This window comes from Flavobacterium sp. AK-345 (assembly GCF_058310175.1).
Window position 1 is genome coordinate 47178 of record NZ_JBZEER010000007.1, and the last position, 16223, is coordinate 63400.

Sequence of the window (16223 nt, forward strand, 5' to 3'; positions counted from 1 at the left end):
TTGGTTTTATTTTTGTTGACTTCTAAAAAAGTGAGTTTCAAAGATAGCAGAATTACCTACATTATCAACCACTTCAATTTTTAAATCGTTTGCACCTTCTGCAACAAGGCTATCAGCATCAAACTTGTGCGTAATTTTTCTGGTTTTATTATCATATTCAAACAGAACCCAATTTCCGTTTAAATAACCGTTGTACGATTTAATTCCGGATAAACTGTCGCCAATTGTAAACTGAATCGATTTCATATCGCTAATCCATTTATCCTGAATTGGTTTTGCTATTTTAATAACCGGCGCTATGGTATCAAGCACCAAACCATATTGCCCTAAAATTTTTGCTTTAGCGGTAAAAACATCACCTTTTCTAATTGTTCCGTTATAACTGTTATTTTTTCCTATGTACAGTTTATCTCTTAAAGTTTCAGAATAAGTGCTGTCTTTAATAGTAATAGTAAAATTTGAATGTACAGGAATTACATCTTCATGAATATAAATTTTGTTGTTTTTTACATCAAAATTCATATTAAAATCATCATAGAAAGTTCCTGCCGGAAAAAATACCGACATATTATCTTTTTCGAAATTGGTATCCCTGTTATATTTTACAAAATATTTTGAAGTAACAGGTTCTGCATTGACAATTGGTGTAGCCGAATCATATTCGATGGGAACATTTACTGAATTTAAATTTCCAAAATAATCAGAAACTTCAATACGATAGGTCGACGCCAAATTAGGCTCAACCGGCACTATTCCGCGAAGCGAATCTGTTTTAATAATACTCAGGGCAAAAGGTGTTTTCATGAATAACTTCTGCACTCTTTGTCCGGATTTTTTATATCTCGGATAATCAACCAACGCGTTTATATAGCGCATTTCATCAAACGAATACGTATTGAATTGATAATTATAATTTTGATTTCCGTTGAAAAAAGTCGAAACATTATAAACGCCATTTCTATTTCCCGAAACATCATCAAAATCAACAGCTGTAATCCCAAAACCTATTTTACCATTTGCTTTTACTTTATTGGCCAGATAAGTTCCGTCTTTTTGTAAAGAGACATTCAAAAGCAAAGGCAATTTTGACTGATTTGCCGTTGTTCCGTCAAGCGGATAAACGAGTACACTTGAGATAGTTGGTTTTTTAGTGTCTTTTAAATTTTTATCAAAACCAAAAAACATTGGATTGATTACAAATTCGGTTTTAGAATCGCGAAATTCAAAATGCAAATGCGGACCTTCTGACGATCCGGTGTTTCCGGAAAGCCCAATTATTTGCCCTTTTGTAACCGGCAGTTCATCCGGTTTTAAAAACATTTCAATTTCAAAAGCTTTTTCTTTATAATGTGTTTTTAAAACATAATCCTGAATAGCACCAACGGGAGTTTGCAAATGCCCGTAAACAGAAGTGTACCCGTTTGGGTGTGTAATATAAATGCATTTTCCATTTCCAAAAGTCGAAATTTTGATTCTCGAAACATACCCATCGGCAACAGCATACACATTTAAACCTTCTCTTTGATTTGTTTTTAAGTCAAAACCAGCATGAAAATGATTAGGTCGCAACTCTCCAAAATTCCCCGAAAGCTGCATCGGAATATCTAAGGGAGGGCTGAAATAATCTTTTGGGTATTGGTTTTGGGCAAAAAATAAATTACAAAAAAATAAGGTAAATAGTGAAAATCTCATAAGCAACATTTTTGCTAAGATAAAAAATTAACCAGCAAAAACCGAGGATTTGGCTACAAAAATACAATTCACTGAAATTCATTTATTTGCCTATTTTTAATGCAAAAAAATCGATAAAAAATTGCATTAATAAAAAGGAATACTAACTTTGTATGATTAAGTAATGAATAGGATTTATAATGAGTGTAATTGCCGAAATAATTGATACTCTTGAATATAAGGTCGAAAAGCTTTTTGAGAAGTCAAAGGGGCTGGAGAAAAACAATCAGGAATTACGATTACAACTAGCCAAAGCTGCGCAAATCATCCAGAAACAATCTGAAGAAATGGAAGCTTTGAAGAAGCAGTATGATACACTTAAAATAGCCAATTCGTTGCTCGGCAGCGACAATAACAAGAGAGAGACAAAGCTTAAAATAAATTCATTAATTCGCGAAATAGATCACTGTATAGCACAATTATCTGACTAGAAAAACATGGACGGAAAGCTTAGAATTAAAATATCAATCGCAGACAGAGTTTACCCGTTAACGGTAGAACCAACTCAGGAAGAAGGACTTAGAAGTGCTTCTAAAAAAATTGATGCTATGATAAAGCAATTCGAAGAAAGTTACGCAGTTCGCGATAAGCAAGATGTATTGGCCATGTGTGCCCTTCAGTTTGCTTCACAAGTAGAACAAAAACAAATTGATAACGCAATCGATGGAGAAGAAACCATTGAAAGAATTAAAAGATTAAATTCGCTTTTAGATCAATATCTCGAAAATTAAACGTTCTTTACAGAAACTAAGATACTGCCTACATTAGTTCACAATTGGTAAACTCAACACTAACAAATTAGAATGAGCAAATCGTCGCTACTATAGTATGCCATGCTTCGGCTTGGAAACTTGAACAGTGAGTTAGCTCAAAACTTGTCTTTACGAGTTTATTCAAGCAATTAATGTAGGCTTTTTTTATATATAAATTTTAACAAACATGGACATCATAACGATCATTATTTCAGGTATTGTAGGGATTGCAGCAGGTTTTGCAATCGCTAAAATTATCGAAAAAAGCAATATTTCTAACTTAATCAAAAACGCTAAAAAAGAAGCAGCTTCAATTTTAAAAGATGCAAATTTAGAGGCTGAAAATATTAAAAAAGATAAAATTCTTCAGGCAAAAGAGAAATTTATCGAATTAAAATCAGAGCATGAACAAGTTATTTTGGCAAGAGACAAAAAAGTTGCCGAAGTAGAAAAAAGAGTTCGCGACAAAGAATCTCAGGTTTCAAATGAATTATCAAAAGCTAAAAAAGTAAATGATGATTTTGAAGCTAAAACGCTTGAATATACTAATAAAATTGAAGTTTTAGATAAAAAACAAGCCGAAGTAGACAAATTACACAAAAGCCAGTTACAACAGCTTGAAGTAATTTCAGGACTTTCTGCAGATGAAGCAAAAGAACAATTAGTTGAAGGTTTAAAAGCCGAAGCTAAAAGTAAAGCAATGTCTCATATTCAGGAAACTATTGAAGAGGCAAAACTTACGGCTCAGCAAGAAGCCAAGAAAATTATTATCAACACTATTCAAAGAGTTGGAACAGAAGAAGCGGTTGAAAATTGCGTTTCTGTTTTTAACATTGAATCTGATGATGTAAAAGGTAGAATTATTGGTCGTGAAGGTCGTAACATTAGAGCGCTTGAAGCTGCAACCGGAGTTGAAATCATTGTTGATGATACACCGGAAGCTATTATTCTTTCTTGTTTTGATCCTGTTCGTAGAGAAATTGCTCGTTTGTCATTACACAAATTAGTAACTGATGGTCGTATTCACCCTGCTCGTATTGAAGAAGTTGTTGCTAAAACAGCCAAACAAATCGACGACGAAATTATCGAAGTTGGTAAACGTACGGTTATCGATTTAGGAATTCACGGTTTACACCCGGAATTAATTAAAGTTGTGGGTAGAATGAAATACCGTTCATCTTACGGACAAAACTTATTGCAACACTCAAGAGAAGTTTCTAAACTTTGTGGTATAATGGCGGCTGAATTAGGCTTAAATGTAAAACTGGCAAAAAGAGCTGGTTTACTTCACGATATTGGTAAAGTTCCGGATACTGAAAGTGATTTACCTCACGCTTTATTAGGTATGCAATGGGCTGAGAAATACGGTGAAAAAGAAGAAGTTTGCAACGCTATTGGAGCTCACCACGACGAGATTGAAATGAAATCATTACTTTCTCCAATCGTTCAGGTTTGTGATGCTATTTCAGGTGCAAGACCAGGTGCAAGACGTCAGGTTTTAGATTCTTACATTCAACGTTTGAAAGATCTTGAAGAAGTAGCTTACGGATTTAGCGGTGTAAAAAATGCTTATGCAATCCAGGCTGGTAGAGAACTTCGTGTAATTGTAGAAAGCGAAAAAGTTTCTGATGATAACGCAGCAAATTTATCTTTCGAAATTTCACAAAAAATCCAAACTGAAATGACTTATCCAGGTCAGGTAAAAGTGACTGTAATTAGAGAAACAAGAGCGGTTAATATTGCTAAATAATCTCAACTTAAATATAAAAAACAAAAGGCTATCTTAACAGATAGCCTTTTGTTTTTACACTACATCATCTCTAACGTTGTGTATATTTTATAATACAGATCAACACGAAAACCTGTAGAGAGAGAAAAAAAATTAACCACGGAGAACGCAAAGTTTTTTAAATATACTAGTAAAAACACAAAGTTCACAAAGCTTTGCGAACTTAGATTGTGTAAACACAACTTAAATCTTAGTGAACTCTGCGAAAAACCTTTGTGTTCTTTGCGTTAAAAATAATTAGCTATGTGTTTTAATGCAAGTGAAATGTCTTTTCCTAATTTTTAAACTATCAAATCTATGTTCCTATATGTTTAAACAAATCTTACATATCATTAAAGACGATTTTAAAACTCGTTCCCACTCCTACTTCACTTTCTACAGAAATCGTCCCTTTCATGGCTTCAATTTGATTTCTGGTGATATATAAACCAATTCCCCGGGCTTCCTGATGTTTGTGAAATGTTTTATACATTCCGAATAACAAATTGCCATAAACAGCCAAATCGATTCCTAAACCATTATCAGTAATTTTTAATGATTTATGGCCGTCGGGTTCGATGGCAAAATCAAAAGTAATAACAGGATCTCTATCAGGATGACGGTATTTTATGGCATTTGTGGCAAAATTCAACAGTACACTTTCCAGATAAGCCGGATTAAAATTGATCGTTAAATATTCAGGCACATTATTTACAATCGTAACGTTCGTTTGTTTATCGTAACCTTTAATTGTAGTAATCGTTTTATCGATATATTCATTCAGTCTTAAAGGCATAACGGCAATATTAATATTGCTTTGTGTTTTTACAATTTGGGTTAAATTAGAAATCGTTTCATTCAAATCATTAGAAACAGTTCTTAGATGAACCAACATTTCATTGATATTTACTTTATCAACATCGGCATCAATAAAATCCAGAATCGATTTTATATTTCCTGCCTGTGTATTTAAATTATGCGAAACGATATGCGAGAAATTCAACAAACGACTATTTTGGTCGCTGTAGAGTTTCATTGTTTTTAAAAGTTCTAATTCTTTTTCTTTTTGAAGAGAAACATCAGTATGGGTTCCTATAACTCGCAATGGTTTTCCGTTTTCATCACGATCTATAACTTTTCCACGATCTAAAATCCATTTATAATTCCCGCTGGAAGTCATTACACGATGATAATTTTCATAGTAAGGAATCTTATTATCAAAATGTTCCTGTATGTCTGAATAATATTTTGGAAGGTCGTCAGGATGCACAATTTTATCCCAACGTTCGGGTTCGTCAAAAATATCTGCCGAATCTAATTCTAAAATTTTAAGTGAAAGAGAAGAATAGAAAACACTGTTTGTAACCATATTCCAATCCCAGATTCCCGCGGTTGAAGCTTCGAGGGCAAACTGAAAACGTTCTTCTGAAATACGTAATTTTTCTTCTTTATCTTTTAAGTCTGTAATATCCGAAACATGCCCGTAAAAACTCACACAACCATCTAAAGCCAATTCGGTTTTTGAAGAAATCTTAAACCAACGCAATCCTTTTTTGGGCAAAATCGCTCTGAATTCAAGTATCCACGGTTTAACTTCTCTTCGGGACTTAACCAAAGACTGAAAAAACATATCCCGATCATTGGGATGAATTCGATTGTAAATTACTAATATACTTTCATTTGAAAATGTACTTGACGGAAGTTCAAAAATATCATCGGCAGATTTACTGACTAGCGGAAAACTGTAATTATTATTACAATCGATAATAAACTGAAAAAGTAAATCAGGCATTTCAGCAAATAACTTTTTATAAAAATTATTCACTTCTAAACAGTCCTCATTTTCATATAAATCAAAAACCATATATTCTCTTTTAATGCAAATTCAATTATTAAAATAATCTTCAAACCAAAAACAGAAAAAGACTTAAGTTATTGTTTTCTACCTCTATTAATGTAAAAATTTAAGACAAGGTATTAATTTTTATTACATAAAATTATAATTTTGAAAGAATTATACTCAAACTTATTTCCGCGGATGAAAAGAATGCATCACTTCTTTCAGGAAATTTCGATCTAAATGCACATAAATTTCTGTAGTTGTAATCGACTCATGTCCAAGCATTAACTGAATTGATCTAAGATCTGCACCGTTTTCAAGCAAATGTGTTGCAAAAGAATGACGCAATGTATGCGGACTAATGTTTTTGTGCAGATTGATTTGTAGAGCCAGATTTTTTATAATGGCAAAAATCATCGAACGCGTAAGCTGTCCCCCTCTTCTATTCAAAAACAGTGTATCTTCAAAACCTTTTTTGATATTTATTGTATTCCGAATTGAGTTTTGGTAAATCTCAATATATTTTTGCGTTAATTTTCCAATAGGAACAAAACGTTCTTTATTTCCTTTACCTGTGATTTTAACAAAACCTTCTTCAAAAAATAAATCAGAAATTTTAAGCGAAACCAGCTCAGAAACCCTAAGTCCGCAACCGTATAAAGTTTCCAGCATTGCGCGGTTTCTCTCGCCTTCATTCGAACTCAAATCTATCGCGGCAATAAGCGCATCAATTTCAGAAACAGATAAGGTATCCGGCAACTTACGCCCTGTTTTTGGCGATTCGATTAATTCTAATGGACTGTCTTTTCTATAATCTTCAAAAATCAAATAATTAAAAAAGCTTTTCAACCCGGAAATTATTCTGGCCTGCGAACGTGGATTTACTTCTTTTGAAACCGAATAAATAAATTCCTGTACTGTTTCGTCAGTAATATTTATGGGAGAAACTTCAATTTGATTGGTTTCTAAAAAAAGACACAATCGCTCAATATCGAAACCGTAATTTTCGATTGTATTTTTAGACAATCCTCTTTCGATGCGTAAATACGATTGATAATCTTTGATATAAGTATTCCATTTCATATTTACAAAGTAAAACATTTTTAGCATAAAAAACCTTCGGGATTAGGGAAGGTTTTATGATATTAGAACTTGTAAGCGAGAGATAACGCCAAAACACTATTACGGATTTTTGTATCGTCTCCAGATTCAGTTTTTGCAATATTTGATAAACCGATATTATACCGAAGATCAGCCATTAAATTCTGATTAATATTATAACCGACACCAATAACAAAACCAAAATCAACAGATTCAAACGCTTCTTTAACATCCTGTTTTACAATTGGACTATATTGAGTTAATTTAGCTGATGTTTTTGCCGATGTTAAAAATCCAACTTGTGGTCCGGCTTCAATAAAAGATTTCTCATCTGGAGAATATTTAAAGAGAACTGGCACATTTACATAGGAAAGATTCCATTTAATATCTCCTGTATCATAAACACCAAATACATTGGTCCCAGCATTTTTCATTTTTGTAACCTGATTAGAATACAAAACCTCAGGTTGAATATCGAATTTATCAGATAATTTGATTTGGGTTAGAGCACCGATATTGACTCCAAACATTGGTCTTAAATTCAGTCCACGAGTATCTCCAGCCCAGCTTGACAAGTTTAAACTGCCTTTTATTCCTACTTTAACATCTTGAGCATTTGCAAAACCACATAACATAACTGCAATAGCAGATAAAATAATCTTCTTCATTTCTTTCTATTTTACGAAAACAAATGTAGCTTTTTTCTCTCAAAATAAAAATTCGATAAAAAAAACCTTCCGGATTAGGGAAGGTTATTTAAATATTCTAAAAAATATTAGAATTTGTATGCAGCAGTTAATGCTAAAACGTTATTTGTATATCTATCATTATAGTAATAACCATCATTATCATAATAATCGTTGTTATCGTAAATGCTTGTTAAACCAATAGTATAACGAATACCCACAGAGAAATTATCTGTAAAATTATATCCTGCTCCTAAATTAAAACCAGCATCAACTGATTTTTCATCTTGAATATTTTTACTAGAAACCAATAATCCAAGTTGTGGTCCAGCTTCAACACTAAATTGTTTTGTAATGTAATATTTAGCTACTACAGGAATATTGATATAGTTTAAATTTACGGTTTGGTCGCGCTCACCATAATATTCAAATTTAGCTCCCTGTGTAGAAAACAAAAGTTCTGGCTGAATGTATAATTTTTTCCAAACATTAATCTCAGCAAAACCACCTAATTGAACACCAATTAATGCATTAGCCTCATTAGCACCACCAATAGTAGCGATGTTAAGACCACCTTTTACTCCAAATCTAGTTTTTTGGGCATTTGCAAACCCAAATGCCATTATTGCAATAGCACATAGAATAATTTTCTTCATTTTATTTGTTTATGGTTAAAATTCAGTGGCAAATATAAAACTATAGTTAGTGTAAAAGGATTTGTTTTTTAACAAATAATTTAATAATTAGGGGCAATTATGTTAAAATAAATAACTACTAATTCAATATAACGAGAAAAGCCTTTCAAATATGAAAGGCTTTTCTTAAATTTTAAAAATAAATATTTTAGAATTTATATGCTAAAGACAATGCAAGGTTACTATTTTTAGCGCTATCGTAATAGTCTTCTTCATCATCAATATCTGCATCTTCAGCAATAGGAGATATACCAATTGTGTAACGAAGATTGATAGAAAGATTTTCAGTAAAGTGGAATCCAGCACCTACATTAAATCCAAAATCGACAGATTTAAAACCATCTTTAACATCTTCACCATCAGATTTTGCTGATAATAAAATTCCAAGTTGCGGACCAGCTTCAACACTAAATTTTGGCACAATATAGTATTTAGCTAAAACAGGAATATTCAAATAATTTAATTTAACATCAACATCACCAAAAAATGGTCCAGCTTCCAATGTACTTCCTTGTGCAGAATATAAAAGCTCTGGTTGAATGGCAAACTTGTCCGCTATTTTGATTTCGGCAAAACCCCCAACATGAAATCCTACTAGTGATTTAGTGCCGTCAACATCCCCACCAACGATATTAGAAAGGTTTACTCCTCCTTTTACTCCAAATCTTGTTTCCTGAGCATTTGTGAATCCAAATGCCATTACTGCAATTGCAGATAAAATAATTTTTCTCATTTTATTTGTTTTGGTTAAAATTAATAATCAAATATAAAACTTTACTTGATAAAAATTAATTTGTTTTTTAACAAATAATGTTAGTTATTATAGATAAAGTCATGTTAAATAAAGCTCTCTAAATCGTTAATCTGTTATAAACCAATTCTAATGTCTTAAAATTTAAAATTTCGAAAAATTGTTAATATTAGCAGAAATGTGAATTCTGTTAATTATTGGATTCTAAATATAAAAACAATAAAATGAAGAATACGTAGTTTTAATAGTATAAAACAAATTTTAATCTTAAAAAGGTAATTCTATGAAAAAGATATTTTTAGCAGCTGTATTGTTCATAGCGACATCGGCTACAATTCAGGCACAATTGTTACAAATAGGTGTTAAAGGCGGGGTAAATTTTGCAAGTCAAACTGGAGACGCGTTTCCAGAACAAAATTTTGATAAAGAAGGCATCACAAGTTTTCACGCAGGTTTAGTTGCAGAGATTAAACTATTAGAAAGATTTTCTGTTCAGCCAGAGCTTCTATACTCAACTCAGGGAGCAACGTACAAAAATGCAGCTCAGGAATTTAAAAACGAATTAGGTTATATCTCCATTCCTGTAATGGCTAAGTTTTATTTAACAGATTCATTTAGTCTTGAAGTTGGTCCACAAGCATCATTTTTAGTAAGTGAAAAAAATGACTTTGATGTTGAAGATGGAGAAACATTCGAATTTGGGCTTAATGCCGGTTTAGGATATAAAATCACAAAAAACTTTTTTGTTCAGGGGCGTTATGGTTTAGGTTTAACAGAAGCTTCAAAAAATGCTGATATTAAAAACTCTACAGTACAATTATCTGCCGGATTTATGTTCTAAAATAATATCACATACTTTTATAAAAACCGTTCTGTTAATTAGAACGGTTTTTTTATTTTTACAAAGTTCAAATGGCAATGGCAATTGCAAAAAATCAATGTCAATGTCAATGTCAATTGCAAAATTCAATCTCAATAAAAAACTAACTTTAGATTAATTGAACTTGTATTACTTATATGGGTTAAAAAGTCTAGATTTTTCAAAATAACTTAAATATGAAAATCGCTATAATCAACGGACCGAATTTGAATCTTTTAGGAAAAAGAGAACCTGTAGTATACGGAAGTGAAACTTTTGAAGATTATTTTGAAAGACTGGAACATAAATTTCCAAACGTTGAACTTACTTATTATCAAAGCAATATTGAAGGTGAATTGATAGGGAAAATTCAGGAAGTTGGTTTTACATTTGACGGAATCATTTTAAATGCCGGCGCATACACACATACTTCTATAGGTTTAGGTGACGCGATTAAAGCCGTTACAACTCCCGTTATCGAAGTGCATATTTCGAATACATATGCACGCGAAAGTTTCAGACATCAATCGTATTTATCCGGAAATGCCAAAGGTGTTATTTTAGGTTTTGGATTAAAAAGCTACGAATTAGCGATTCAGTCTTTCTTGTAAAATATTTTAATCGAAGGGAAAACTCAATATTCCTTTCATCTCTGAAATCATATTATTTTCAAATATAGCCCACGGTTTCAACCGTGGGATACTGATCGTAAAATACATTTGTGCCACAACGGTTGAAACCGTTGGCTATGTCTAAAGTACTACGCCTGATAGCAATTTAACAAATTTTTAATAAGCTCAGTCTCAACATATCCTATTTTTGTTAGAGAAAATGCCTCTATGAAAAATTACATTTTACTTGCCTTTTTATTTTTTTCTATTACCAATTTTGCTCAAATCAAAGGAACCGTTACCGATGAAAAAGGAAATCCGTTGCCTTTTGTTTCTGTTTTTGAAGAAAACACATACACAGGAACAACCTCAAACGAGCAGGGAAATTACCAGCTTAACGTAAAAGAAACGGGAAAAAACAGAATCATTTTTCAATACCTGGGGTTTAAAACTCAGAAAATCACAGTTTCTACAGATTCTAAAACAATTACTTTGGATGTGAAAATGCTGGAGGAAAGTTTTACACTAAACGAGGTTGTAATTGACCCGAAGAACAATCCTGCAAATGCCATTATAAAAAATGCAATTGCAAACAAAAAAGAAAACTCTCAAAAAACTTCCAGATATACAGCCGATTTTTATTCGAAAGGAATGTTTAAGGTTAAAGATTTGCCTAAAAAAATCCTGGGACAAAAAGTAGATCTTGGCGATGATATGGCATCTAACCTGGATTCGACAGGAACCGGAATTTTGTATTTATCTGAGACCGTTTCAAAAATTACTTTTGAAAAACCCAATAAACTAAAAGAGAAAATTGTTGCTTCGCGAATTTCAGGAAACAATAAAGGTTATAGTTATAATACTGCCTCTTTGTCTTATTATGATTTTTATGATAATACTTTAGATTTTGATGTTAGGCTCATCTCTCCTATTGCTGACAATGCTTTTAATTATTACAAATACAAACTAGAAGGAACTTTTTTTGACTCTAATAATCAGGAAATCAACAAAATAAAAGTAATCCCAAAACGTGATAAAGAACCTGTTTTTGAAGGTTACATTTATATTGTTGATGACAGTTTTGCTATTTATGCAATTGATCTTGATATAAAAGGTTACCGAATGAAAAATGAATTTACTGAGGTAATGACTTTAAAACAGAGCTTTAATTATAATACTACAAACAAAATCTGGTCTAAAAACGCACAGACACTTTCTTTTAATGCCGGTATTTTTGGTGTGAAATTTTCGGGACAATTCAATTATATTTATTCGAATTATGAATTTCCGGATTCCTTCGAAAAGAAAACTTTTACCAATGAAATTGTTGCTTTTGAAGCCAATGCCAATAAAAAAGATAATGCCTTCTGGAATGAAATTCGTCCTATTCCGTTAACGATTGAAGAAAGCGCGGATTACACAAAAAAAGACAGTTTACTAATCATTCGAAAATCTCAAAAATATACCGATTCTGTTGATGCAAAAAATAACAAATTTAAAGTTTGGGATATTTTAGCGGGTTACGATTATAAAAATACTTTCAAAAAATACTCTTTTAGTTACGATGGTTTATTAAATATAACTTCTTTGAGTTTTAATACGGTTCAGGGATTTAATCTGGATTCTGGTTTTTCTTTCAAAAAATGGAATGAAGAGGAAGGAAAAAGCACTTCTGTTAAAACTACCTTTAATTATGGTTTTTCTGATGAGCGTTTTCGTGTTATTGGAGAATTTAATCATAAATTCAACAACATCAATTATGCTACAATTGGTATTTCCGGAGGAACGAAAGTGGCCCAATTTAATGCCGCAGAACCGATAAGTAAATTTGTAAATTCTATAAGTTCCCTATTCTTTAAAGACAATTATATGAAATTGTATAATCTGGAATTTGCTCAGATTAACTATGCTCAAGATGTTGCAAACGGAATAAATCTGAATGGAAAATTGGCGTATGAGCAACGAAAACCACTTTTTAATACAACAGATTATTCGTTCTTTAAAAGAGATGATTTTTATTCGTCTAATAATCCGCTTGCGCCAAATGATTTTGACACTCCTGCTTTTGATCAGCATCATTTATTTAAAGCTGCGTTGACTGCACGAATTAATCTTGGAAATAAATACATTTCAAGACCAGATGGAAGATATAATTTTAAAGATGATAAATATCCAACTATATTTTTAGTCTTTGAAAAAGCTTTTGCTGCGAGCGAAAAAAAATATGAATTTGAAAGAATTGGTGCAGCTATTCAATATGATTTATCACTGGGAAACAAAGGAATTTTAGGAATGAATTTGAGAGCCGGGAAATTCTTTAATGCAGAAAACATTTCTTTTATCGATTACAGACATTTTAATGGAAATCAAACCCATATTGGAACAACTGACCGTTATTTGAATGTTTTTAATTTAATGCCTTATTACAGTAATAGTACAAACGACAGTTACTTTGAAAATCATTTAGAATACAATGATACCGGGTTTATTATGAACAAAATTCCGTTACTGAATTTACTAAAATCAACAATGAATCTTGGTTTTCATTCCTTAGCAATTCCCGGCAGAAAGCCTTATTCTGAATTTACGATTGGTCTGGATAATTTGGGTTTCGGAAAATTTAAATTGTTCAGAGTTGATTATGTTCATTCTTATCAAAGCGGTATTCAGCAAAATGGTGTTGTATTTGGGTTGAAAATTTTGAATGTCCTTGATTAATATTTCACGCAGATTTGGCAGATTGAACAGATCTTAAATTTTCACAATCTTGTCATCCCGAGGAACGAGGGATCTTCGTTAGTAATTCGACAAAGATTGGCGATTTTGATTGCGGAGTTACAGTTCGTTGCTCTCTGGAGGTGACTTCTCCTCCGTCGAAGTGACAAAACTATATGTAAATTAAAAGCTTTAAACTTCTATTTACCTGAGATCGCGTTAGGGATAGAAGCGGTATCCTTTTTATTTTTTCTTTAAAAATAAAAAGATATAGCGTATAGCCCGACCGAAGGGAACGCCCAAATAAAAAATCCGTTTACTCATTAAGAATAAACGGATTTTGTAATTTTCATCTTTGTCAAAGTTTAAAATTTTGACAAAGATTCGCAAAGCATATAAAATCTTAGAAACTTAGAATCTCAGCATCTTAGAACCTTTAAGAGTGATAATCATCCGGTTCAATATGTATCAAAACATTTCCTAATTGCGGGATTTTTTCTTTTAAAGTATCCTGAAGCTTGTGTGACAAATCATGCCCCTCTTTTACTGAAATTTTGGCCGAAACTATTGCGTGAAGATCAACGTGGTATTTCATACCGGCTTTACGAATAAAACATTTTTCGGTTCCTAGAATTCCTTCTACTTTTAAGGATTTTACACGAATTTCTTCGACTAAATCATCATTTAAATGTTCGTCCATGATTTCGCCAAGAGCAGGCCGGAAAATTTTATAACTGTTGTATAAGATAAAAAAAGCAGCAAAAAGTGCCGCCCAATCATCTGCAGATTCATAACCTTTACCCATAAACAAGGCAAACGAAATTCCGATAAATGCTGCTACCGAAGTAATGGCATCGCTGCGATGGTGCCAGGCATCAGCTGCCAAGGAAGAGCTGTTGGTTTCTCTGCTTTTTTTCATTACCAATCGAAACGAATATTCTTTCCAGATAATAATGGCGCCTAAAACATATAGTGTCCAGGATTTTGGCAAATCATGTGACGACTGAATATTAGAAATACTTTCATAACCAATAATAGTGGCAGAAGTAATTAAAAACCCAACAACCAAAAAAGTAATTAATGGTTCGGCGCGCCCATGTCCGTAAGGATGATTTTCATCGGCTGGTTTATTTGAATATTTGATTCCGAATAAAACCAGACAAGAAGAAAATATATCTGTTGTCGATTCGATAGCATCTGCAATCAAGGCGTAAGAATTGCCAAAAAAACCTGCCAAGCCTTTTATAAGGGCCAAGCAGGTGTTTCCGGCTATACTAAAGTATGTAGCTTTTATAGCTTTTTGTTCATTTGTCATTTAACGACATTTATTTTTTTGCCACGAATTCACAAATTATTTTGATAATCTTTGAAGATTTAAATTCGTGGCTAACTTTCTACGCTCTCACGATTTTTGCTCCAATAGCTCTTAAACGCTCATCGATACGCTCGTATCCACGGTCGATTTGTTCTATATTTTGAATTGTGCTTGTTCCTTTTGCAGAAAGTGCAGCAATTAATAATGAAATACCTGCACGAATATCTGGAGATGACATTGTTGTTGCTTTCAATTGAGATTCGAAATTATGTCCCATAACCACAGCTCTGTGCGGATCACATAACATGATTTTTGCCCCCATATCAATTAATTTATCGACGAAAAACAAACGGCTTTCGAACATTTTTTGGTGAATTAAAACATCCCCTTTTGCTTGTGTTGCCACAACCAAAACAATACTCAATAAGTCAGGTGTAAATCCTGGCCAAGGTGCATCGGCAATGGTTAAGATAGAACCATCAATATCGGTTTTTACTTCATATCCATCTGTGTGAGCAGGAATATAAATATCGTCACCACGTTTTTCGATTGTAATACCCAATTTTCTAAATGTATTCGGAATCAAACCTAAATTTTCCCAGCTTACATTTTTGATTGTGATTTCGCTTTTTGTCATAGCCGCCAAACCAATCCAGGAACCGATTTCGATCATATCAGGAAGAATTGTGTGCTCGCATCCACCAAGGCTTTCAACTCCTTCGATAGTCAATAAGTTTGAACCAACTCCGGTAATTTTAGCTCCCATTGAGTTTAGCATTTTACACAATTGTTGCAGGTAAGGCTCACAAGCAGCGTTGTAAACTGTTGTTTGTCCTTTTGCTAAAACGGCTGCCATTACGATATTTGCAGTTCCGGTTACAGATGCTTCATCAAGTAACATATCTGTTCCTTGTAATCCTTCTGCAGGAGATTCTACTCCGTAGAAGTGATCTTCTCTGTTGTATCTAAATTTTGCTCCAAGGTTAATAAAACCTTCAAAGTGTGTATCTAATCTACGACGACCAATTTTATCTCCTCCCGGTTTTGGAATATATCCTTTTCCGAAACGTGCCAAAAGCGGTCCAACAATCATAATAGAACCACGAAGCGCTCCACCTTCTTTTTTGAAAGCTTCAGTTTCTAAATAACCAACGTTAACTTCATCAGCCTGAAACGTAATCGAACCCGGTTCATTGCGTTGAATCTTAACTCCTAAATTACCCAACAAAGTGATTAATTTATTGATGTCAATAATATCGGGAATATTATTAATTTTTACTTTATCTCCCGTTAGAAGCACGGCACATAAAATTTGTAATGCCTCATTTTTTGCTCCTTGCGGAGTGATTTCTCCTTTTAAAGGAATTCCTCCTTCGATTTTAAAAATTCCCATAGATTT

Annotated in this window: 14 protein-coding genes; 6 read left to right on the forward strand and 8 right to left on the reverse strand. The window is 32.7% G+C overall.

Annotation, left to right across the window (positions count from 1 at the left end; genetic code table 11):
* Nucleotides 1-6: 6 nt before the first annotated feature.
* Nucleotides 7-1692, reverse strand: a complete 1686-nt coding sequence (locus tag AC4FQ3_RS13865) for a M23 family metallopeptidase (RefSeq protein WP_491182224.1) — start codon at nucleotides 1690-1692, stop codon at nucleotides 7-9.
* Between the two features lie 179 nt (nucleotides 1693-1871).
* Here AC4FQ3_RS13865 and AC4FQ3_RS13870 point away from each other — a divergent pair, with 179 nt between their 5' ends.
* From AC4FQ3_RS13870 to rny, 3 genes are all read left to right on the forward strand, one after another.
* Complete coding sequence (locus AC4FQ3_RS13870; RefSeq protein ID WP_042567290.1) at nucleotides 1872-2162, forward strand: coiled-coil domain-containing protein; 291 nt, start codon at nucleotides 1872-1874, stop codon at nucleotides 2160-2162.
* 6 nt (nucleotides 2163-2168) lie between these two features.
* Nucleotides 2169-2462 carry a cell division protein ZapA gene (locus AC4FQ3_RS13875; RefSeq protein WP_041516860.1) on the forward strand — a complete coding sequence of 98 codons (294 nt, stop codon included), beginning with the start codon at nucleotides 2169-2171 and terminating at the stop codon, nucleotides 2460-2462.
* 208 nt (nucleotides 2463-2670) lie between these two features.
* Entirely contained in the window at nucleotides 2671-4233 is a 1563-nt protein-coding gene (gene rny, locus AC4FQ3_RS13880; RefSeq protein WP_042567289.1) for a ribonuclease Y, read from the forward strand.
* A gap of 361 nt (nucleotides 4234-4594) precedes the next feature.
* Here the strand turns inward: rny and AC4FQ3_RS13885 are convergent, their stop codons facing one another.
* The 5 genes from AC4FQ3_RS13885 to AC4FQ3_RS13905 form a co-directional block, all read right to left on the reverse strand.
* Nucleotides 4595-6115, reverse strand: a complete 1521-nt coding sequence (locus tag AC4FQ3_RS13885) for a PAS domain-containing sensor histidine kinase (protein ID WP_491182225.1) — start codon at nucleotides 6113-6115, stop codon at nucleotides 4595-4597.
* A gap of 162 nt (nucleotides 6116-6277) precedes the next feature.
* Entirely contained in the window at nucleotides 6278-7174 is an 897-nt protein-coding gene (gene xerD / locus AC4FQ3_RS13890; protein WP_491182349.1) for a site-specific tyrosine recombinase XerD, read from the reverse strand.
* A gap of 62 nt (nucleotides 7175-7236) precedes the next feature.
* Complete coding sequence (locus tag AC4FQ3_RS13895; protein ID WP_491182226.1) at nucleotides 7237-7860, reverse strand: porin family protein; 624 nt, start codon at nucleotides 7858-7860, stop codon at nucleotides 7237-7239.
* A 107-nt stretch (nucleotides 7861-7967) separates the two neighbouring features.
* Nucleotides 7968-8534, reverse strand: a complete 567-nt coding sequence (locus tag AC4FQ3_RS13900) for a porin family protein (protein WP_073396495.1) — start codon at nucleotides 8532-8534, stop codon at nucleotides 7968-7970.
* Nucleotides 8535-8721: 187 nt separating this feature from the next.
* Nucleotides 8722-9306 (reverse strand): porin family protein, encoded by a 585-nt coding sequence (locus AC4FQ3_RS13905; protein WP_491182227.1) that lies wholly within the window; start codon nucleotides 9304-9306, stop codon nucleotides 8722-8724.
* 301 nt (nucleotides 9307-9607) lie between these two features.
* Here AC4FQ3_RS13905 and AC4FQ3_RS13910 point away from each other — a divergent pair, with 301 nt between their 5' ends.
* The 3 genes from AC4FQ3_RS13910 (at nucleotide 9608) to AC4FQ3_RS13920 (ending at nucleotide 13512) form a co-directional block, all read left to right on the forward strand.
* The gene (locus tag AC4FQ3_RS13910; RefSeq protein WP_491182228.1) at nucleotides 9608-10165 is read left to right on the forward strand and encodes a porin family protein; all 558 of its coding nucleotides are present in this window, start codon (nucleotides 9608-9610) and stop codon (nucleotides 10163-10165) included.
* Nucleotides 10166-10380: 215 nt separating this feature from the next.
* Nucleotides 10381-10794: a type II 3-dehydroquinate dehydratase gene (aroQ, locus tag AC4FQ3_RS13915; protein ID WP_491182229.1), complete on the forward strand. Its 414-nt coding sequence runs from the start codon at nucleotides 10381-10383 to the stop codon at nucleotides 10792-10794.
* A gap of 228 nt (nucleotides 10795-11022) precedes the next feature.
* A complete protein-coding gene (locus AC4FQ3_RS13920) occupies nucleotides 11023-13512 on the forward strand; it encodes a DUF5686 and carboxypeptidase regulatory-like domain-containing protein (protein WP_491182230.1) in 2490 nt (829 codons plus the stop codon).
* A gap of 433 nt (nucleotides 13513-13945) precedes the next feature.
* On the opposite strand, the gene AC4FQ3_RS13925 is transcribed toward AC4FQ3_RS13920, so the two are convergent.
* Both AC4FQ3_RS13925 and murA read right to left on the reverse strand, forming a co-directional pair.
* Nucleotides 13946-14824 carry a cation diffusion facilitator family transporter gene (locus tag AC4FQ3_RS13925; protein ID WP_073396481.1) on the reverse strand — a complete coding sequence of 293 codons (879 nt, stop codon included), beginning with the start codon at nucleotides 14822-14824 and terminating at the stop codon, nucleotides 13946-13948.
* A gap of 79 nt (nucleotides 14825-14903) precedes the next feature.
* Nucleotides 14904-16217, reverse strand: coding sequence for a UDP-N-acetylglucosamine 1-carboxyvinyltransferase (murA, locus tag AC4FQ3_RS13930; RefSeq protein ID WP_073396480.1), 1314 nt, complete (start codon nucleotides 16215-16217; stop codon nucleotides 14904-14906).
* Nucleotides 16218-16223: the final 6 nt, after the last annotated feature.

Coding starts and splice junctions, on each gene's coding strand:
- rny (WP_042567289.1), top strand. CDS start 2,671: ATGGACATCATAACGATCATTATTTCAGGTATTGTAGGGATTGCAGCA.
- AC4FQ3_RS13925 (WP_073396481.1), bottom strand. CDS start 14,824: ATGACAAATGAACAAAAAGCTATAAAAGCTACATACTTTAGTATAGCC.
- murA (WP_073396480.1), bottom strand. CDS start 16,217: ATGGGAATTTTTAAAATCGAAGGAGGAATTCCTTTAAAAGGAGAAATC.
- xerD (WP_491182349.1), bottom strand. CDS start 7,174: ATGAAATGGAATACTTATATCAAAGATTATCAATCGTATTTACGCATC.
- AC4FQ3_RS13885 (WP_491182225.1), bottom strand. CDS start 6,115: ATGGTTTTTGATTTATATGAAAATGAGGACTGTTTAGAAGTGAATAAT.
- AC4FQ3_RS13895 (WP_491182226.1), bottom strand. CDS start 7,860: ATGAAGAAGATTATTTTATCTGCTATTGCAGTTATGTTATGTGGTTTT.
- AC4FQ3_RS13920 (WP_491182230.1), top strand. CDS start 11,023: ATGAAAAATTACATTTTACTTGCCTTTTTATTTTTTTCTATTACCAAT.
- AC4FQ3_RS13910 (WP_491182228.1), top strand. CDS start 9,608: ATGAAAAAGATATTTTTAGCAGCTGTATTGTTCATAGCGACATCGGCT.
- AC4FQ3_RS13905 (WP_491182227.1), bottom strand. CDS start 9,306: ATGAGAAAAATTATTTTATCTGCAATTGCAGTAATGGCATTTGGATTC.
- AC4FQ3_RS13900 (WP_073396495.1), bottom strand. CDS start 8,534: ATGAAGAAAATTATTCTATGTGCTATTGCAATAATGGCATTTGGGTTT.
- AC4FQ3_RS13870 (WP_042567290.1), top strand. CDS start 1,872: ATGAGTGTAATTGCCGAAATAATTGATACTCTTGAATATAAGGTCGAA.
- aroQ (WP_491182229.1), top strand. CDS start 10,381: ATGAAAATCGCTATAATCAACGGACCGAATTTGAATCTTTTAGGAAAA.
- AC4FQ3_RS13865 (WP_491182224.1), bottom strand. CDS start 1,692: ATGAGATTTTCACTATTTACCTTATTTTTTTGTAATTTATTTTTTGCC.
- AC4FQ3_RS13875 (WP_041516860.1), top strand. CDS start 2,169: ATGGACGGAAAGCTTAGAATTAAAATATCAATCGCAGACAGAGTTTAC.